This window comes from Streptomyces sp. NPDC008125 (assembly GCF_042957125.1).
Classification (GTDB): domain Bacteria; phylum Actinomycetota; class Actinomycetes; order Streptomycetales; family Streptomycetaceae; genus Streptomyces.
Window position 1 is genome coordinate 1 of sequence record NZ_JBIBHR010000006.1, and the last position, 17,317, is coordinate 17,317.

The following is a 17,317-nucleotide window of genomic DNA, read 5'->3' on the forward strand; positions in this document are numbered from 1 at the left end:
TGCGCGAACCGGTTCGCCCGCACATCGAGCTGACGATACGTCAACTCAACCGCACCATGGACCAGCGCGACCGCGTCCGGCGTCAGGACCACCTGCGCCGCGAGGGCCTGCGGCAGCGGGACGGCGTCCACGTCCCGGGCGGTCTCGTTGTCCTGTTCCACCAATCGGTGGAGTTCGCCGGTGTCGAGGAGGCCGATGGCTCCGATCGTCTGCTCCGGGTCGGCGGTGACGGCCTGCAGCAGGAGCGTCCAGCGCCGGACCAGGGAGACGACCGTCGAGTGGTCGAACAGGTCGGTGGCGTATTCGACCGCGCCGACGATTCCGGCCGGGCTCCCGTCGGGACCGAACCGCTCGACCATGCTCACGCCGAGGTCGAACTTGGCGGTCCTGGTCGCGACCGCGTAGGTGGCGACGTCCAGCCCGGGCAGGTCGAACCGGCCCGTGGGGGCGTTCTGCACGGCCAGGATGGTCTGGAAGAGCGGGTGGTGGGAGAGGGAGCGGGACGGGTTCAGCGCCTCCACCAGATGCTCGAACGGCACGTCCTGGTGCGCGTAACCCGACAACGCCGTCTCCCGCACCCGGCCCAGCAGCTCCGTGAAACTCGGATCACCACTCGTGTCGGTCCGCAGCACCAGCGTATTGACGAAGAACCCGACCAGATCGTCCAGCGCCTCATCCGTACGCCCCGCGATCGGACTGCCGATCGCGATGTCCGTCCCCGCACCCAACCGCGTGTACAACGCCGCCAACGCCGCCTGCAGCACCATGAACAGGGTCGCCCCCGATCGTCGCGCCAACGTCGTCAGGGCGGTGTGCAGCTCCGCGTCGAGTTCCACGCCGACATGGTCGCCGTGCCGGCCGGCGACGGCGGGGCGCGGCCGGTCGGTGGGCAGTCGGAGCAGTTCCGGCAGTTCGGAGAGCTGCCGCTTCCAGTAGTCGAGTTGCTCGGCGAACCGGCTCTCGGGGTCGGCGGGGTCCCCGAGCAGCTCACGCTGCCACAGCGTGTAGTCCGCGTAACTCACTGGCAGGGCAGGCCGGTTCACCGTATGCCCTTCGCAGCGGGCCGCGTACGCCTCGGCCAGGTCGCGGGCGAGTGGCCCGGTGGACCAGCCGTCGGCGGCGATGTGGTGCATGACCAGCAGGAGTACGTGCTCGTCCGGCGTGACGGCGAACAGCTCGGCCCGCAGCGGCGGCTCTGTCGCCAGATCGAAGGGCTGCCGGGCCGACTCGGCCAGACGCTCGGGCAGTGCGGCCCGGGTCACCTCGGTCGGCAGGGCCGGAAGACGCACGGCCGAAGAGTCCAGTACGTGCTGGCACGGCACGCCGTCGACTTCGGGGAATACCGTCCGCAGGCTCTCGTGCCGGGCCACCACGTCCGCGAGCGCCTGGTCCAGCGCGCCGCGGTCGAGTGTTCCGGTCAGGCTCAGTGCCAGCGGGATGTGGTAGGTCGCGGCGGCGGCGTCCATGCGGTGCAGGAACCAGAGCCGGCGCTGGGCGAAGGAGAGCGGCACGGTCACGGGCCGCTCGTACGCGGTCAGGGCGGGTCGCGCCCGCCCGGCCCCGGTCAGCGCCTCGGCCAGACCGGCCACGGTGGGCGTCTGGAAGAGGGCGCGCAGCCCGAGCTCCACGCCGAGCACCGAGCGCAGCCTGGCGACCAGCCGGGTGGCGAGCAGGGAGTGCCCGCCCAGCGCGAAGAAGTCGTCGTCGACCGAGACCTTCGGCACGTCCAGCACCTCGGCGAACAGCCCGGCGAGGATCTGCTCCTGCGGGGTGCGCGGCATCCGCCCGCCGCCCTGCGGAGCGGATTCGGGCGCGGGCAGCGCCGCCCGGTCCAGCTTTCCGTTGGGCGTCGACGGCAACGCGTCCCTCACCACGAAGACGGACGGCACCAGGTAGTCCGGCAGGCGCTCGCGCAGGTGCGCCGCCAGCTCCGTGGGACGGACGGCCAGGTCGGCACGGGTGGCCACGTAGCCGACGAGCCGGTCGTCCCTGGCCACGACGGCCGCCTGGGCGACGGCGGGGTGCTCGGCCAGCGCGGCCTCGACCTCGCCGGGCTCGACGCGGAAGCCGCGGACCTTCACCTGCTGGTCGGCGCGGCCCACGTACTCCAGTGCGCCGTCGCTCCGACGCCGTACCAGGTCGCCGGTGCGGTACATCCGTGTGCCCACCGGCCCGAACGGGCAGGCGACGAACCGTCCCGACGTCAGTCCCGGCCGGTTCAGGTAACCGCGTGCCAGGCCGGGACCGGCGACGTACAACTCCCCTTCCACGCCCGGCGGCACGAGGCGCAGCCGCTCGTCCAGCACGTACACCCGGAAGCCCGCGACCGGTCGCCCGATCGGCGGCACACCGGATACCGCGGACAGCGGGTCGCTCATGGTCGCGCACACGGTGGTCTCGGTCGGACCGTACGCGTTGATCATCCGGCGTCCGGGAGACCAACGCTCCACCAGCTCCGGCGGGCACGCCTCGCCCGCCACCACCAGAGTGGTGGCCGTGAGCGCGGCGGTGTCCAGCGCGGCCAGCGCCGAGGGGGGCAGCGTCACGTGGGTGACGGCGAGCCGACGGTCCGTCAGGGCTTCCGACGGAGCCTCGGCCGGGGCCAGGACGAGCGCGGCGCCGCTGAGCAGGGCGCTGCAGAGGTCCCAGAAGGACGCGTCGAAGCTCGGCGAGGCGAACTGGAGCACGCGGCTGCCCGGCTTCACGCCGAGCCGGTCCGCCTGCGCGGCCACCAGGCCCGGGACACCGGCGTGGCTCACCGCGACGCCCTTGGGGCGGCCGGTCGATCCGGAGGTGTAGATCACGTAGGCCGGGTGGCGCACATCGAGCGCGACCTCCGGGTCGGTGTCCGGCCAGTCGCCCTCCGCCACCACGGCCGGATCGTCGACGACCACCACCGGACGGGAGTCCGCCAGCATGAACGAGATCCGCGACTGCGGATACCCGGGGTCCACCGGCAGATACGCCGCCCCCGCCTTCAGCACACCCAGAACCGCCACCACCGACTCCACCGACCTCGGCAGAGCCACCGCCACCACCTGCTCCGGACCGACCCCCCGGGCGATCAGCGCATGCGCGAACCGGTTCGCCCGCACATCGAGCTGACGATACGTCAACTCAACCGCACCATGGACCAGCGCGACCGCGTCCGGCGTCAGGACCACCTGTGCCGCGAAGAGCTCGGGCAGGCTCGCGCCGGGAGCCGGGTCCTGGACGGCGGGCAGCAGTTCGCCGCGTTCGCCGGCGGAGAGCAGATCGATCCCGCCGATCGGCCGGTCGGGCGCGGCGGCGACCGCGGCCAGCAGCCTGGTCAGCCTGGTGGTCAGGAGCTCGACCGTCGGGCGGTCGAACAGGTCGGTGCTGTACTCGACCGCACCGCCGAGCCCGGCCGGCGCGCCGTCGGGGCCGTATTCCTCCGCGAACCCGAAGGTCAGGTCGAGCCGCGCCGTGCCGGTGAGCACGGCCATCCCGGAGACCTGGAGGCCCGGCAGTTCGAAGTCGCCGCCCGGCGCGTTCTGCACGACCAGCCCGGTCTGGAAGAGCGGGTGGTGGGAGAGGGAGCGGGACGGGTTCAGCGCCTCCACCAGATGCTCGAACGGCACGTCCTGGTGCGCGTAACCCGACAACGCCGTCTCCCGCACCCGGCCCAGCAGCTCCGTGAAACTCGGATCACCACTCGTGTCGGTCCGCAGCACCAGCGTATTGACGAAGAACCCGACCAGATCGTCCAGCGCCTCATCCGTACGCCCCGCGATCGGACTGCCGATCGCGATGTCCGTCCCCGCACCCAACCGCGTGTACAACGCCGCCAACGCCGCCTGCAGCACCATGAACAGGGTCGCCCCCGATCGTCGCGCCAACTCGAGCAGCAGACCGTGCAGTTCGGCGTCGATCCTGAGCTCCGTCAGGTCTCCTCCGTACGACATGACGGCCGGGCGCGGCCGGTCGGCGGGGAGTCGGAGCTGCTCGGGCAGCCCGGTCAGCGCCTGCTTCCAGTAGGCGACCTGGCGGGTGAACAGACTGTCGGCGTCGTGCTCGTCGCCCAGGATCTCGTGCTGCCACAGGGTGTAGTCGCCGTACGTCACCGGCAGCGGCGGCCATGCAGGCGCCTCGCCGGCCTGCCTGGTGGTGTAGGCGGCGGCCAGGTCGCGGGCGAGCGGTCCCATGGACCAGCCGTCCCCCACGATGTGGTGCATGACCAGCAGCAGCACGTGTTCGTCCGGCGCGACGGCGAACAGCTCGGCCCGCAGCGGCACTTCCGAGGTCAGATCGAAGCCACGCACCGCCGACTCCCGGAGCAGGGATCGTACGTCCTTCTCCCCGGTGGTGCGCACGGCCAGCGGGGGAGCGACCTCGGCCGTGTCGAGCACCCTCTGGTGCGGGACTCCGCCCGTGTGCGGGAAGACCGTGCGCAGGGTCTCGTGCCGGGCCATCACGTCCACCAGCGCGGCGCTGAGCGCGCCCCGGTCGAGGTCACCGGTCAGCCGCAGGGCCAGCGGCATGTGGTACGTGGCGCTCGGCGCCCCGAACTGCTGGAGGAACCAGAGGCGCCGCTGCGCGAAGGAGAGCGGCATCGGTTCACGGCGGGGCCTGGGTACCAGGGCCCGCCGCGCGGCTTTGGCGTCGTGCAGCCCGGCCGCCATGCCTGCGGGGGTCGGGCTCCGGAACAGGGCTCGCAGCTCGACTTCGACCCCGAGGGTCGCCCGGACCCGCGAGACCAGCCGGGTGGCGAGCAGGGAGTGCCCGCCCAGCGCGAAGAAGTCCTCGTCGACCCCGACCCGGGCGAGGCCCAGGACCTCGGCGAACAGCTCGCACAGGATCTGCTCCTGGGGCGTGCGCGGAGCCCGGCCGCCCGCGGGCGTGGCGGGCTCCGGGACGGGCAGGGCCGCCCGGTCCAGCTTGCCGTTCGGTGTCAGCGGCAGCGCGTCGAGCAGCACGAAAGCGGACGGCACCATGTACTCGGGCACCCGGTCGCGCAGGTGCGCCGCGAGCGCCGCCGCGGTCGCCCCGGTCCCGTCCGAGGGGACGACCCAGGCGACGAGCCGGTCCTCCCGGGCCAGTACCGCGACCTGGGCGACGCCCGGGTGCTCGGTGAGCTGGGCCTCGATCTCACCCGGCTCGATCCGGAAACCGCGCACCTTGACCTGGTGATCGACCCGGCCGGCGAATTCCAGCTCACCGTCGGCGCGCCAGCGCACCAGGTCGCCGGTGCGGTACATCCGCGTGCCCGCCGGCCCGTACGGGTCGGCGACGAAGCGTCCGGCGCTCAGGCCGGGACGGTTCAGATAGCCGCGGGCCACTCCTGCGCCCGCGAGGTAGAGCTCTCCCGTGACGCCGGGAGCGACCGGCCGCAGGGCCTGGTCCAGCACGTACGCACGGCAGTTGGCGATCGGGCGGCCGATCGGCACCGGCTGCGGGCAGTCGGCGGCGTCGGCCGGCAGCGGATAGGCGGTGATCACATGGGTCTCGGCGGGCCCGTAGTGGTTGTGCAGCACCCGGCCCGGCCGGCGGGCCTGGAGGCGGCGCACGGCAGCCCCCAGCCGCATCGCCTCTCCGGCCTGCGCGACCAGCCGCAGGTGCGGCAGGTCAAGACCCGCCTCCTCGGCGGCCTCGGCGAGTGCCTCGATCACCAGGTTCGGCGCGAACAGCTCCTCGACCCGGTGCCGGTCCAGCCAGTGGGCGAACAGTTCGGCGCTGCGCCGCTGCTCCTCGGTCGGCACCACCAGGGTCTTGCCGTACAGCAGCGCGGAGAGCATCTCCTGGACCGAGACGTCGAAGCTGATCGCGGTGAACTGCGCGGTGCGCGTGCCTGGTTCGCCGCCGACGGCCCGGTGGTGCCAGGCCAGCAGGTTGAGCAGTCCGCCGGCGGGCATCACCACGGCCTTGGGCAGGCCGGTGGAACCGGAGGTGTAGATGACGTACGCCGGGTGCCGGTCGTCCACCGGGACGGCCGGATCGTGCTCCGGCAGCGGGCCGGAGGGTGTGACGGCCGCGAGGTCGTCGAGCACCACGGCCGGACGGGCGTCCCGCAGCATGTGGTCGATGCGGGCGGACGGGTAGTCCGGGTCGACCGGCAGGTACGCCGCGCCCGTCTTGAGTACCGCGAGGACGGCGACCACCAGCTCGGCCGAGCGCGGCAGCCGCAGGGCGACGACCTGCTCCGGGCCCACGCCCCGCGTGATCAGCGCGTGGGCCAGGCGGTTCGCCCGGCGGTTCAGCTCGCGGTAGGTCAGCACGGCGTCCTCGAACAGCACCGCCGGGGCGTCCGGAGTCTCCCGGACCCGCTCCTCGAAGAGCGCGGGCAGGGTGGCCTCGGGGGCCTCGCAGGCGGTGTCGTTGCGGCGGACCAGCAGCTCCCGGCGCTCCTCGGCCGTGAGGACGTCGATCCGGCTGAGCGGACGCTCCGGCTCGGCGACCACCGCCGCGAGCAGCCGCAGCCACCGGGCGACCAGTACCTCGACCGTGGCGGGGTCGAAGAGGTCGGTGCTGTACTCGACCCGGCCGACGATGCCCTCGGCAGCACCCGTACCACCGCGCTCCAGCAGGTGGAAGCCGAGGTCGAACATGGTCGTGGGCGTCCGGACCAGAAGAATTTCGGCGTCCAGACCGCTCAGCGCGAACTCGGTGCGAGGCACGTTCTGCAGCGCGAGCAGCACTTGGAACAGTGGCTGGCGGGCGAGCGAGCGGGCCGGGTTGAGGGCCTCGACGACGTGGTCGAACGGCAGGTCCTGGTGTGCGTAGGCGCCGAGCGCTCCCTCGCGGACCCGTCCCAGCAGCTCGGCGAAGGACGGGTCGCCGCTGGTGTCCGTACGGAGTACCAGTGTGTTGACGAAGAACCCGACGAGGTCGTCCAGCGCCTGGTCGGTCCGGCCGGCGATGAGGCTGCCGACCGGGATGTCCGTGCCCGCACCGAGCTTCTCCAGCAGCGAGGCCAGAGCGGCCTGCAGGACCATGTACACGCTGGCGCCGTGCCGCCGGCCCAGCCGGATCAGTCCGTCGTGGAGTTCGGCGTCCAGCTCGATCGCCAGGTGGCCGCCTTCGTGGGAAGGCGTGGCGGGGCGGTGGCGGTCGGCGGGGAGCCGGATCTGCTCGGGCAGGTCCGCGAGCGTCCGCTTCCAGTACGCCGTCTGGCGTGCCGACAGGCTTTCCGGGTCGGTCGGTTCACCGAGCAGTCGCTGCTGCCAGAGGGTGTAGTCGGCGTACTGCACGGGCAGCGGCGCCCACGGGGGCGCCTCGCCGCGGCGGCGGGCCGCGTACGCGGTGGCGAGGTCGGCGGCGAGCGGGCCCAGCGACCAGCCGTCGCCGGCGATGTGGTGCATCACCAGGAGCAACACGTGCTCGTCGGCCGAGATCTCGAACACCTGGGCGCGCAGGGGTGGTTCGGCCGCGATGTCGAATCCGTGTGCCACCGCCCCGGCCAGCAGTCCGGGCAGGCCCGATGCGTCGGCCCGGGTGACCGATACCTTCGGGCGCGCCTCCCCCGCGGCGAACACCTGCTGGTAGGGCACGCCGTCCACGCTCGGGAAGACCGTGCGCAGGGTCTCGTGGCGGTCGGCGAGGTCGCCCAGCGCCGCTTCGAGGGCCGCCAGGTCCAGCGTTCCCGAGAGCCGCCAGGCGAGCGGCATGTTGTAGACCGAGTCCGCGCCCTCCAGTTGGCGCAGGAACCAGAGCCTGCGCTGAGCGGAGGACAGCGGTACCCGTTCGGGCCGCTCGCTCCGCTCCAGGGCGGGCCGGGCCCGGCCCGCGCCGTCCAGTCCGGCGGCCAGCCCCGCCACGGTCGGGGTACGGAAGAGGGTGCGCAGCGGCAGCTCCACGCCCAGCGTGGTACGGACCCTGGCCACCAGCCGGGTGGCGAGCAGGGAGTGCCCGCCGAGGTCGAAGAAGTCGTCGTCGGCACCGACCCGGGGCAGGCCCAGCACCTCGGCGAACAGCCCGGCCAGCACCTGCTCCTGCGGAGTGTGCGGAGCCCGTCCGGCCGGCGTCGCGGTGGTCGCGGGCTCGGGCAGGGCACGCCGGTCCACCTTGCCGCTGGTGTTCAGCGGCAAGGTGTCGAGGGAGACGAACGCGGTCGGCACCATGTAGTCCGGCAGCCGCTCGCGCAGGTACGCCCGCAGGTCCTCCGGCCGGAGCTCCGCGCCGGTGACGGGCACCGGATAGGCGACCAGCCGGGAGTCCTGCGCCCGGTCGTGCCGGACGATCACGGCGGCACGCGCGACCTGGGGGTGGTCGGCGAGGACCGCCTCGATCTCGCCGAGTTCGATGCGGTATCCGCGGATCTTGACCTGGTCGTCGGTGCGGCCGAGGAACTCCAGGTTCCCGTCCTGGTTCCACCGCGCCAGGTCGCCCGTACGGTACATCCGCGAGCCACCGGGACCGAACGGGTCCGCCACGAACCGCCCCGAGGTCAGGCCCGGCCGGTTCAGATAGCCGCGCGCCAGCCCCGCACCCGCGATGTACAGCTCACCCGCCACACCCGCCGGCACCGCCCGCAACGCGCCGTCGAGCACGTGCAGCCGGACACCGCCGAGAGGCCTGCCGATCACCTGGTGCGGGCTGGATCCCAGGAATGCGACGACCGAGTCCACCGTGCACTCGGACGGCCCGTAGTAGTTCAGGGCGGTCACCCCGTCGGCGGCCCGCAAGCGCTCCCACAACTGCTCGGGGACGGTCTCGCCGCCCAGCCCGACCATCGTGGGACGCCACCGCGGGTTGTCCAGCAGGCCGTTCTCGACGAGGAGTTGCAGATAGGACGGGGTGCCGCCGACGGTGTCCAGTCCGGCCCGGGCGGCGTGGTCGAGGTAGGCCCGCGGATCGGACCTGGTCGCCTCGTCCAGCACGTGCAGCTCGTGGCCCGCGAAGAGGGCGATCAGCTGATCGAGTGAGGCGTCGAAGGACACGGACGTGGTCAGCCCGATCCGCATCCGCTTCTTCGCACGGAAGACCAGGGGCAACTGGTTGGCGAACAGGTTGAGGAGGCCGCCGTGGGTCGCCACCACGCCCTTGGGCCTGCCCGTGGAGCCCGAGGTGTAGATGACGTACGCCGGATGGTCCGGACCGACCGGCACCCCCGGGTCCACCACCGGGCACCCCGCCACCGACGCCGCCGTCACCGGCTCGTCCACCACCAGCCGGCCGACCGGCCCCTCCGGCAACCGGCCCCCGGTCCGCACATCCGTCACCAGCAGAACCGGACCGGCATCCCCCAGCAGATACGCGATCCGCGCAGCCGGATACTCCGGATCCACCGGAACATACGCCGCACCCGACTTCAACACCGCCAGAATCGCCACCACCAACGCGGCCGACCTCGGCAACGCCACCGCCACCAACCGCTCCGGCCCCGCACCCCGAGCGATCAACGCATGCGCCAGACGATTCGCCCGCACATCCAACTCCGCGAACGACAACGACGCGTCCGGACCCACCACCGCACACTCGTCCGGACCCTCACCCACCCGAGCCCGGAACAACTCCAGCAGACCGTCACCGGACACCGTGGCTTCGGGACCGGTCCCCAGGGCCACCAACGCGCGGTGCTCGTCCACCGTGAGCAGATCGATGCCGCTGAGCCTGCGCCGCGGATCGGCGACCGCCGCGCGGAGCAGCCGCTCCAACCGCCCGATCATCGTCTCGACGGCAGCCCTGTCGTACAGGTCGGTGGTGTACTCGACGGACCCGTCGAGGCCGTCCGGGGAGCCGTCCTCCGCGAGCCGCTCGGACAGGGTGAAGATCAGGTCGAGCTTGGCCGTGGTCGACGCCGACGGCATGTCGGCGACGCGCAGCCCGGCCGGCGCGAAGTCGGCCCGGGGCGCGTTCTGCAGCACCAGCATGACCTGGAACAGCGGGTGGTGCGCCAGCGACCGGGACGGGTTGAGGACCTCGACCAGGTACTCGAACGGCAGGTCCTGGTGCGCGTACCCGGCCAGAGCCGTGTCCCGGACCCGGTCCAGCAGCTCGGCGAACGTCGGATCGCCCGACGTGTCGGTACGGAACACCAGGGTGTTGACGAAGTAGCCGACCAGTTCGTCCTGCGCCTGGTCGGTCCGTCCGGCGACAGGGCTGCCGACCGGAATGTCGTCGCCCGCGCCGAGCTTGCTCAGCAGCGCGGCGAGCGCCGCCTGGAGGACCATGAACAGACTGGTGCCGTGCGCGCGGGCGAGTTCGCGAAGACCGCGGTGCAGCTCGGCGTCCAGCCCGGCGCTCACGGAAGCACCCCGATGCGAGGCGATCGCCGGGCGGGGGCGGTCGGTGGGCAGCTGGACGCACTCCGGCAGACCCGCCAGCTGCCGGGCCCAGTAGTCCGCGTGTCCCGCGAACAGGCTGTCCCGGTCGGCGGCGTCGCCGAGCAGTTCGTGCTGCCACAGGGTGTAGTCGGCGTACTGCACCGGCAGGGGCGCCCACCGCGGCTCCTCGCCACGTCGGCGCGCCGCGTAGGCGGCGGTGAGTCCCTGGGTGAGCGGACCCAGCGACCAGCCGTCCCCGGCGATGTGGTGGAGCACCAACTGGAACACGTGCTCGTCCGGAGCGAGTTCGAACAGCGAGACCCGCAGCGGCACTTCGGCCGCCAGGTCGAACGGACGGTCCTTCTCCTCCGCCATCAGCGCGGAGAGTCCGGTCTCGGTGGTCCGACCGACCAGCAGCCGCGGGCGGGCTGCCGCCACGTCCAGCACCTGTTGGTGCGGCGCGCCGTCCACTGCGGGGAAGACCGTACGCAGGCTTTCGTGCCGGGCCACCACGTCCGCCACGGCGGCTTCCAGTGACTGCCGGTCGAGGTCTCCGGAGAGCCGCCAGGCCAGGGAGATGTGGTAACTGGCGGCCGCCCCCTCCAACTGGTGCAGGAACCACAGTCGCCGCTGCGCGAACGACAGCGGAACCGACTCGGGTCGCTCGCGCCGCACCAGGGCGGTCTGCGCCGGCCCGGCGGCCACCAGGGCGGCGGCCAGTCCCGCCGGGGTCGGCGCCTCGAACAGGGTGCGCAGCGGCATCTCCACGCCGAGCGTCGCGCGGATGCGGGCGGCCAGGCGGGTGGCCAGCAGGGAGTGTCCGCCCAGGTCGAAGAATCCATCCTCCACACCGGCGGACGCCACTCCCAGTACCTCCGCGAACAGCCGGCAGAGGATCTGCTCCTGCGGGGTGCGCGGGGCGCGGGAGGTGGATGCCGGGGCGGTGTCCGGGGCGGGCAGGGCCCGGTGGTCCAGCTTGCCGTTGACGGTCAGCGGCAGCGCGTCCAGCATCACGAACGCCGACGGCACCATGTACTCCGGCAGCCGCTCCCGCAGGTGTCCGCGCAGCCCGGCGGCTTCGAGCACGGCGCCCCGGGCGGGTACCACGTACGCGGCCAGCCGGGTGTCGTCGGCCCGGTACTGGCGGGCCAGGACGGCGGCCTGTGCGACACCGGGGCACGCGGCCAGGGCCGCCTCGATCTCGCCGAGTTCGATCCGGAATCCGCGCACCTTCACCTGCTGGTCCGCCCGGCCCACGTAGCGCAGCGTGCCGTCCACCGCACGGCGGACCACGTCGCCGCTGCGGTACATGCGCGATCCCGGCGGTCCGAACGGGTCGGCCACGAACCGCCCCGCGGTCAGGCCCGGCCGGTTCAGGTAGCCGCGTGCCAGGCCCGCGCCCGCGACGTACAGCTCACCGGGCACGCCCGGGGCCACCGGGCGCAGACCGTCGTCGAGGACGTACGCCCGCAGGTCCGGGAGGGCCGTACCGATCCGTCCGGTGGCCGGGGAGCGGTCGAGCGCCGCGTGCGTGACGTGCACCGTGGTCTCGGTGATGCCGTACATGTTGACGAGCCGCGGCGCGTCGTCCGGGTGCCTCTCGTACCAGCTCGACAGCCGGCCGTGTTCCAGCGCCTCGCCGCCGAACACCACCGTGCGCAGGGCGAGTCGGCGGCCGGTCTCCGGCGCCTCCGCGTCCGCCTGCGCCAGCTGGTAGAAGGCGGACGGTGTCTGGTTGAGCACCGTCACCCGCTCGCGGGCGAGCAGGTCCAGGAACCGGCCGGGCGACCGGCTGGTCTCGTGGTCGACCACCACCAGGCGGCCGCCGTGCAGCAGCGGGCCCCACAGTTCCCACACCGAGAAGTCGAAGGCGTAGGAGTGGAAGAGAGTCCACACGTCCTCGGCGGTGAAGCCGAACAACTCCCGGGTGGTGTCGAACAGGCGCACCACGTTGCGGTGCGGGACCACCACGCCCTTGGGATTGCCGGTGGAGCCGGAGGTGTGGATGACGTAGGCGGCGTGGCCGGGGTCGAGGGCGATCCCCGGGTCCGTGTCCGGCAGCGCGTCAAGGTCGGCGGTGTCCAGCAGCAGCCGGTCCACGCCCTCGGCCTCCAGCCGCCCGCCGGTCCGGCTGGTCGTCACGAGCAGCGCGGGCCGGGTGTCACGGAGCAGGTAGGCGATGCGGGCGGAGGGGTACTCCGGGTCCACCGGGACGTAGGCGGCGCCGGCCTTGAGTACCGCGAGGACCGCCACGACCAGCTCCGCCGAGCGCGGCAGTGCCAGCGCCACCAACTGCTCAGGCCTTACTCCGCGGGCGATCAGGGCGTGCGCCAGACGGTTGGCGCGTGCGTTCAACCGACCGTACGTCAGGGTGGTCGCGCCGTCACTGAGGGCGGTGGCGGAGGGGTTCGCCCGTACCTGCCGCTCGAACAGCGCGGGCAGGCTGCTCTCCGGCAGCGCCCCGTCCCGGTCGGTGCCGCCCGGCAGCAGGGCCCGGAGCTCGTCGGCGGACAGCACGTCCACCTGTCCGATCCGCCGGTCCGGGCCGGCGGCGACGGCACGCAGCAGCCGCTCCCACCGCTCGACGATCCCGGCGACGGTGGCCGCGTCGAACAGATCGGTGCTGTACTCCACCACGCCCGACAGCCCGTCCTCGTCCGGCTGTTCGGCCAGGACGAAGTTCAGGTCGCACTTGGCCGTCCCGGTGGGGACCAGGTCGGTCGCCACCCGCAGCCCCGGCAGGTCGAAGGTGCCGAACGGTGCGTTCTGGAGGGTGAACATGGTCTGGAAGAGCGGGTGGTGGGCGAGCGTCCGGTTCGGGTTCAACGCCTCCACCAGGTGCTCGAACGGCATCTCCTGGTGCGCGTAGGCTTCCAGCGCCCCGGAGCGCACCCGGCCCAGCAGTTCGGTGAACGAGGGGTCCCCGGACAGGTCGGTACGGAGCACCAGGGTGTTGACGAAGAAGCCGACCAGGTCGTCCAGGGCCTCGTCGGTGCGCCCCGCGACAGGGGTGCCGATGGGGACGTCACTGCCGGCGCCGAGCTTGCCCAGCAGAGCGGCCAGACCTGCCTGCAGCACCATGAAGAGGCTGGCGCCGCCGTCGCGGGCGAGTCCGCGCAGCGCCCGGTGCAGCTCGGCGTCGATCCGCACCGGCAACTGGGCACCGCGGTAGGTCATCGCCACGGGCCGGGGCCGGTCGAAGGGAAGCTCGACCTGGTCGGGCAGGCCCGCCAGTCGCTGCCGCCAGTAGGCGAGTTGGTCGCTGAGCAGGCTGTCCCGGTCGGCGCCGTCGCCCAGCAGCTCCTGCTGCCAGAGAGCGTAGTCGGCGTACTGGACGGGGAGCGGCGACCACGGGGGCTTCGCTCCCCCGCTGCGGGCCGCGTAGGCGGTCGTCAGGTCCCGCGCGAGCGGCCCGGTCGACCAGCCATCACCGGCGATGTGGTGCGTCACCAGCAGCAGTACGTGCTCCTCGGCGCCGAGGCGGAACAGTTCGGCGCGCAGCGGCGGTTCGTCGGAGAGTTCGAAGCCGCGCCGCGCCGCCCGTGCCAGCCTGTCGGGCAGTTCGCGCTCGCCGACTTCGGTCATCCGCAGCCGCGGTCGTGCGGCGTCGGCGTCGAGCACCCGCTGCCGGGGCACGCCGTCGGCCACCGGGAAGACGGTGCGCAGGCTCTCGTGCCGCTCGGTCACGTCCGCGAGGGCGGCTTCCAGGGCGCGCGGGTCCAGGGTTCCGGACAGCCGCAGCGCCAGCGGGATGTTGTAGGTGGCGCTCGGGCCCTCCATCCTGTGCAGGAACCACAGGCGGCGCTGTGCGGAGGAGAGCGGGACCGCCCCGGGCCGCTCGCGCCGCCCGAGTGCCGGGCGCGCCCGGCCGGCGGTGTCCACCGCGGTAGCCAGTTCCGTCACCGTCGGTGCGTCGAACAGGTCGTGCAGCTTCAGCTCCACGCCCAGCACCGACCGGGCTCGGGCGACCAGCCGGGTGGCGAGCAGGGAGTGCCCGCCGAGGTCGAAAAAGCTCTCGTCCAGTCCGGCTTCGGCGACCCCCAGCACCTCGGCGAACAGCCTCTGGAGCAGGTGCTCGACCGCGGTGCGCGGAGCCCTTCCGGGTGCGGCGGGCCGCAGCTCGGGGGCCGGGAGGGCACGTCGGTCGAGCTTGCCGTTCGGGGTCAGCGGCAGCGCGTCCAGCACCACGAGGGCGGACGGCACCATGGAGGCGGGCAGCCGCTCCCGCAGCCGGTCCCGCACTCCGTCCGCCGTGACGGCCTGCCCCTCGGCGGGGACGACGTACGCGACCAGCCGGGGTTCCTCGTCGGTGCGCACCGTGACGACGGCACGCGCGACCTGGGGGTGGTCGGCGAGGACCGCCTCGATCTCGCCGAGTTCGATCCGGTGACCCCGGACCTTGACCTGGTCGTCGGTGCGGCCGAGGAACTCCAGGTTCCCGTCCTGGTTCCACCGCGCCAGGTCGCCCGTACGGTACATCCGCGAGCCACCGGGACCGAACGGGTCCGCCACGAACCGCCCCGAGGTCAGGCCCGGCCGGTTCAGATAGCCGCGCGCCAGCCCCGCACCCGCGATGTACAGCTCACCCGCCACACCCGGGGGCACCGGCCGCAACGCGCCGTCGAGCACGTACAGCCGCGCGTTGGTGACGGGCCGGCCGATGACCGCGCGCGGGCTCGACGACACGGGCGCGGCAACCGAGTTGACGGTGCACTCGGAGGGTCCGTAGAAGTTGAGGCAGGAAGTCCCGTCGGCGGTCCGCAGCCGCTGCCACAGCTCCTCGGGTACGGCCTCACCGCCGGCCGCGACCAGCGCGGGGCGGTGGCGTGGGTCGTCCAGCAGGCCGGCGGAGACGAGGTCGTGGAGGTAGGAGGGGGTGGCCTCGACGTAGTCCAGTCCGTGGGACGCCGCGTACTCGACGAGGGCCTCCGGGTCGGTCCAGGTCGCGTGGTCCAAAACGTGCAGCTCGTGGCCCGCGAAGGGGGCCATCAGCTGGTTCCAGGAAGCGTCGAAGGACACCGAGGTGGTCAGCGCCACCCTCAGCCGCTGCCGGTCCTTCAGCAGCGGTGCGAACTGCACCAGCTGATGGTCGGCGAGCAGGTTGCGCAGGCCGCCGTGGGTCGCCACCACGCCCTTGGGCCTGCCCGTGGAGCCCGAGGTGTAGATGACGTACGCCGGATGGTCCGGACCGACCGGCACCCCCGGGTCCACCACCGGGCACCCCGCCACCGACGCCGCCGTCACCGGCTCGTCCACCACCAGCCGGCCGACCGGCCCCTCCGGCAACCGGCCCCCGGTCCGCACATCCGTCACCAGCAGAACCGGACCGGCATCCTCCAGCAGATACGCGATCCGCGCAGCCGGATACTCCGGATCCACCGGAACATACGCCGCACCCGACTTCAACACCGCCAGAATCGCCACCACCAACGCGGCCGACCTCGGCAACGCCACCGCCACCAACCGCTCCGGCCCCGCACCCCGAGCGATCAACGCATGCGCCAGACGATTCGCCCGCACATCCAACTCCGCGAACGACAACGACGCGTCCGGACCCACCACCGCACACTCGTCCGGACCCTCACCCACCCGAGCCCGGAACAACTCCAGCAGACCGTCCGGGTACGGCTCCGCCACCGGACCCGTACCGAGAACCGCGAGCTCACGACGGTCCGCGGCGGTCAGCAGGTCGATCCCGCCCACCGTTTCGCGCGGGTCGTACTCCGCGACGGCGTCGAGCAGGGCGAGCAGTCGCTCCTGGTGCGCGGCGAGGTCGTCGTCGGCGTATGCCTCCGGCGCACCGTGCAGCCTGAGGAGCGGTGGGGTGCCGTCCCGGTAGTCGAACACCCAGACGGCCAGGTCGGTGGTCGACCCCGACACGAAGTGGTGCACCGAGGCGGGGTGCCCGGCGAAACTCGGCCTCGCGTTGAAGGCCATGATGTTGACGATCAGCGGGAAGGCCGTACCGATACTTCCGGGGGCGCCGAGGTCGCGCAGCAGGTCCTCGCTGCGGTAGCGCTCGTGCGCGACGGCCGACTCGACCTCCCGGGCCGCTTGGGCGACGAGTTCGCCCCAGGGCATGTCGGGGCGCACGGTCAGCCGCAGGGGCACCACGTTGGACATGGTTCCGGGCACGGACAACAGGCTGCGCCCCGAGCCCCGACGGGCGGTGACGGGAAGGGCGAGCACCACGTCCTGGGCGCCGCTCAACCGGTGGGCGTAGAGGGCGGTCGCAGCGATGACCACGCGGGACCACCGGACACCGGCCCGGCCGGCCGCGGCACGCAAGGCCTCGGGGCTCCTCAGTTCCCGCTCCCCGGCCAGGCGCAGGGCCCGGTGCGGGTCGGTCGCGGAGGTGTCGGTGAGCCGTGTCGGAGCGGGCAGATCGGCGAAGCGCCCGGTCCAGTAGGCGCGGTCGGCGGTGAAGTCGGCCGACGAGCGGTATTCTGCGTCGCTGTCGACCAGGTCCCGGAGGGAGCCGAACGGGCAGGGCGGCACGTCGCCGCCCTCGGCCAGGGCCGAGTACACCTCGCCGACCCGCTGACGGACCATGGAGCTGCTGATCGCGTCCAGCACCAGGTGGTGGTAGTTGAGGTACCAGAGGTACTCCGTCGGCGACAACCGGATCAGCGCATGGCCGAACAGCGGGTCGCGGGCGAGGTCCAACGGGCGGGACAGGTCCCGCTCCATCCACCGCATGGCCGTCGCCCGGGGATCCGGATCCGACCCGAAGTCGAGGCGCGCGGGCGCCCAGTCCCACGTCTCGCGAAGGATCTGGCAGGGGCCTTCACCCTCGTCGACGAAGGTCACGTGCAGGGCGTCGACCTCGTCCACGACCAGGCGCAGCGCGGTCTCGAACAGCTCCGGATCGACCGGACCGTGGATCTCCAGGCACTCACCGACGCGGTAGCCCGGGATCGGCGTCCGGGAGCTCTGCTCGGCGAGCCAGATCTCCCGCTGGGCCGCGGTCAGGGAAAGGACGTCGCCGTCGCGACGGGACATGGGGGTACCTCCAGAAGTATCGGGTGGGCATGCACGCAGGGCGTGCCACCGGCGCCGGTCACGGTGTGTGTCACGTGGTCGGCGAGGGGTCG

The 17,317-nt window shown here is 72.8% G+C and carries 1 protein-coding gene; it reads right to left on the reverse strand.

The annotated features are described in order from the left end of the window. Positions 1–17,225 (reverse strand): non-ribosomal peptide synthase/polyketide synthase (locus ACFZAX_RS11960; RefSeq protein WP_390961025.1); only part of this gene is annotated, 17,225 nt, incomplete at its 3' end. Positions 17,226–17,317 lie beyond the last annotated feature (92 nt).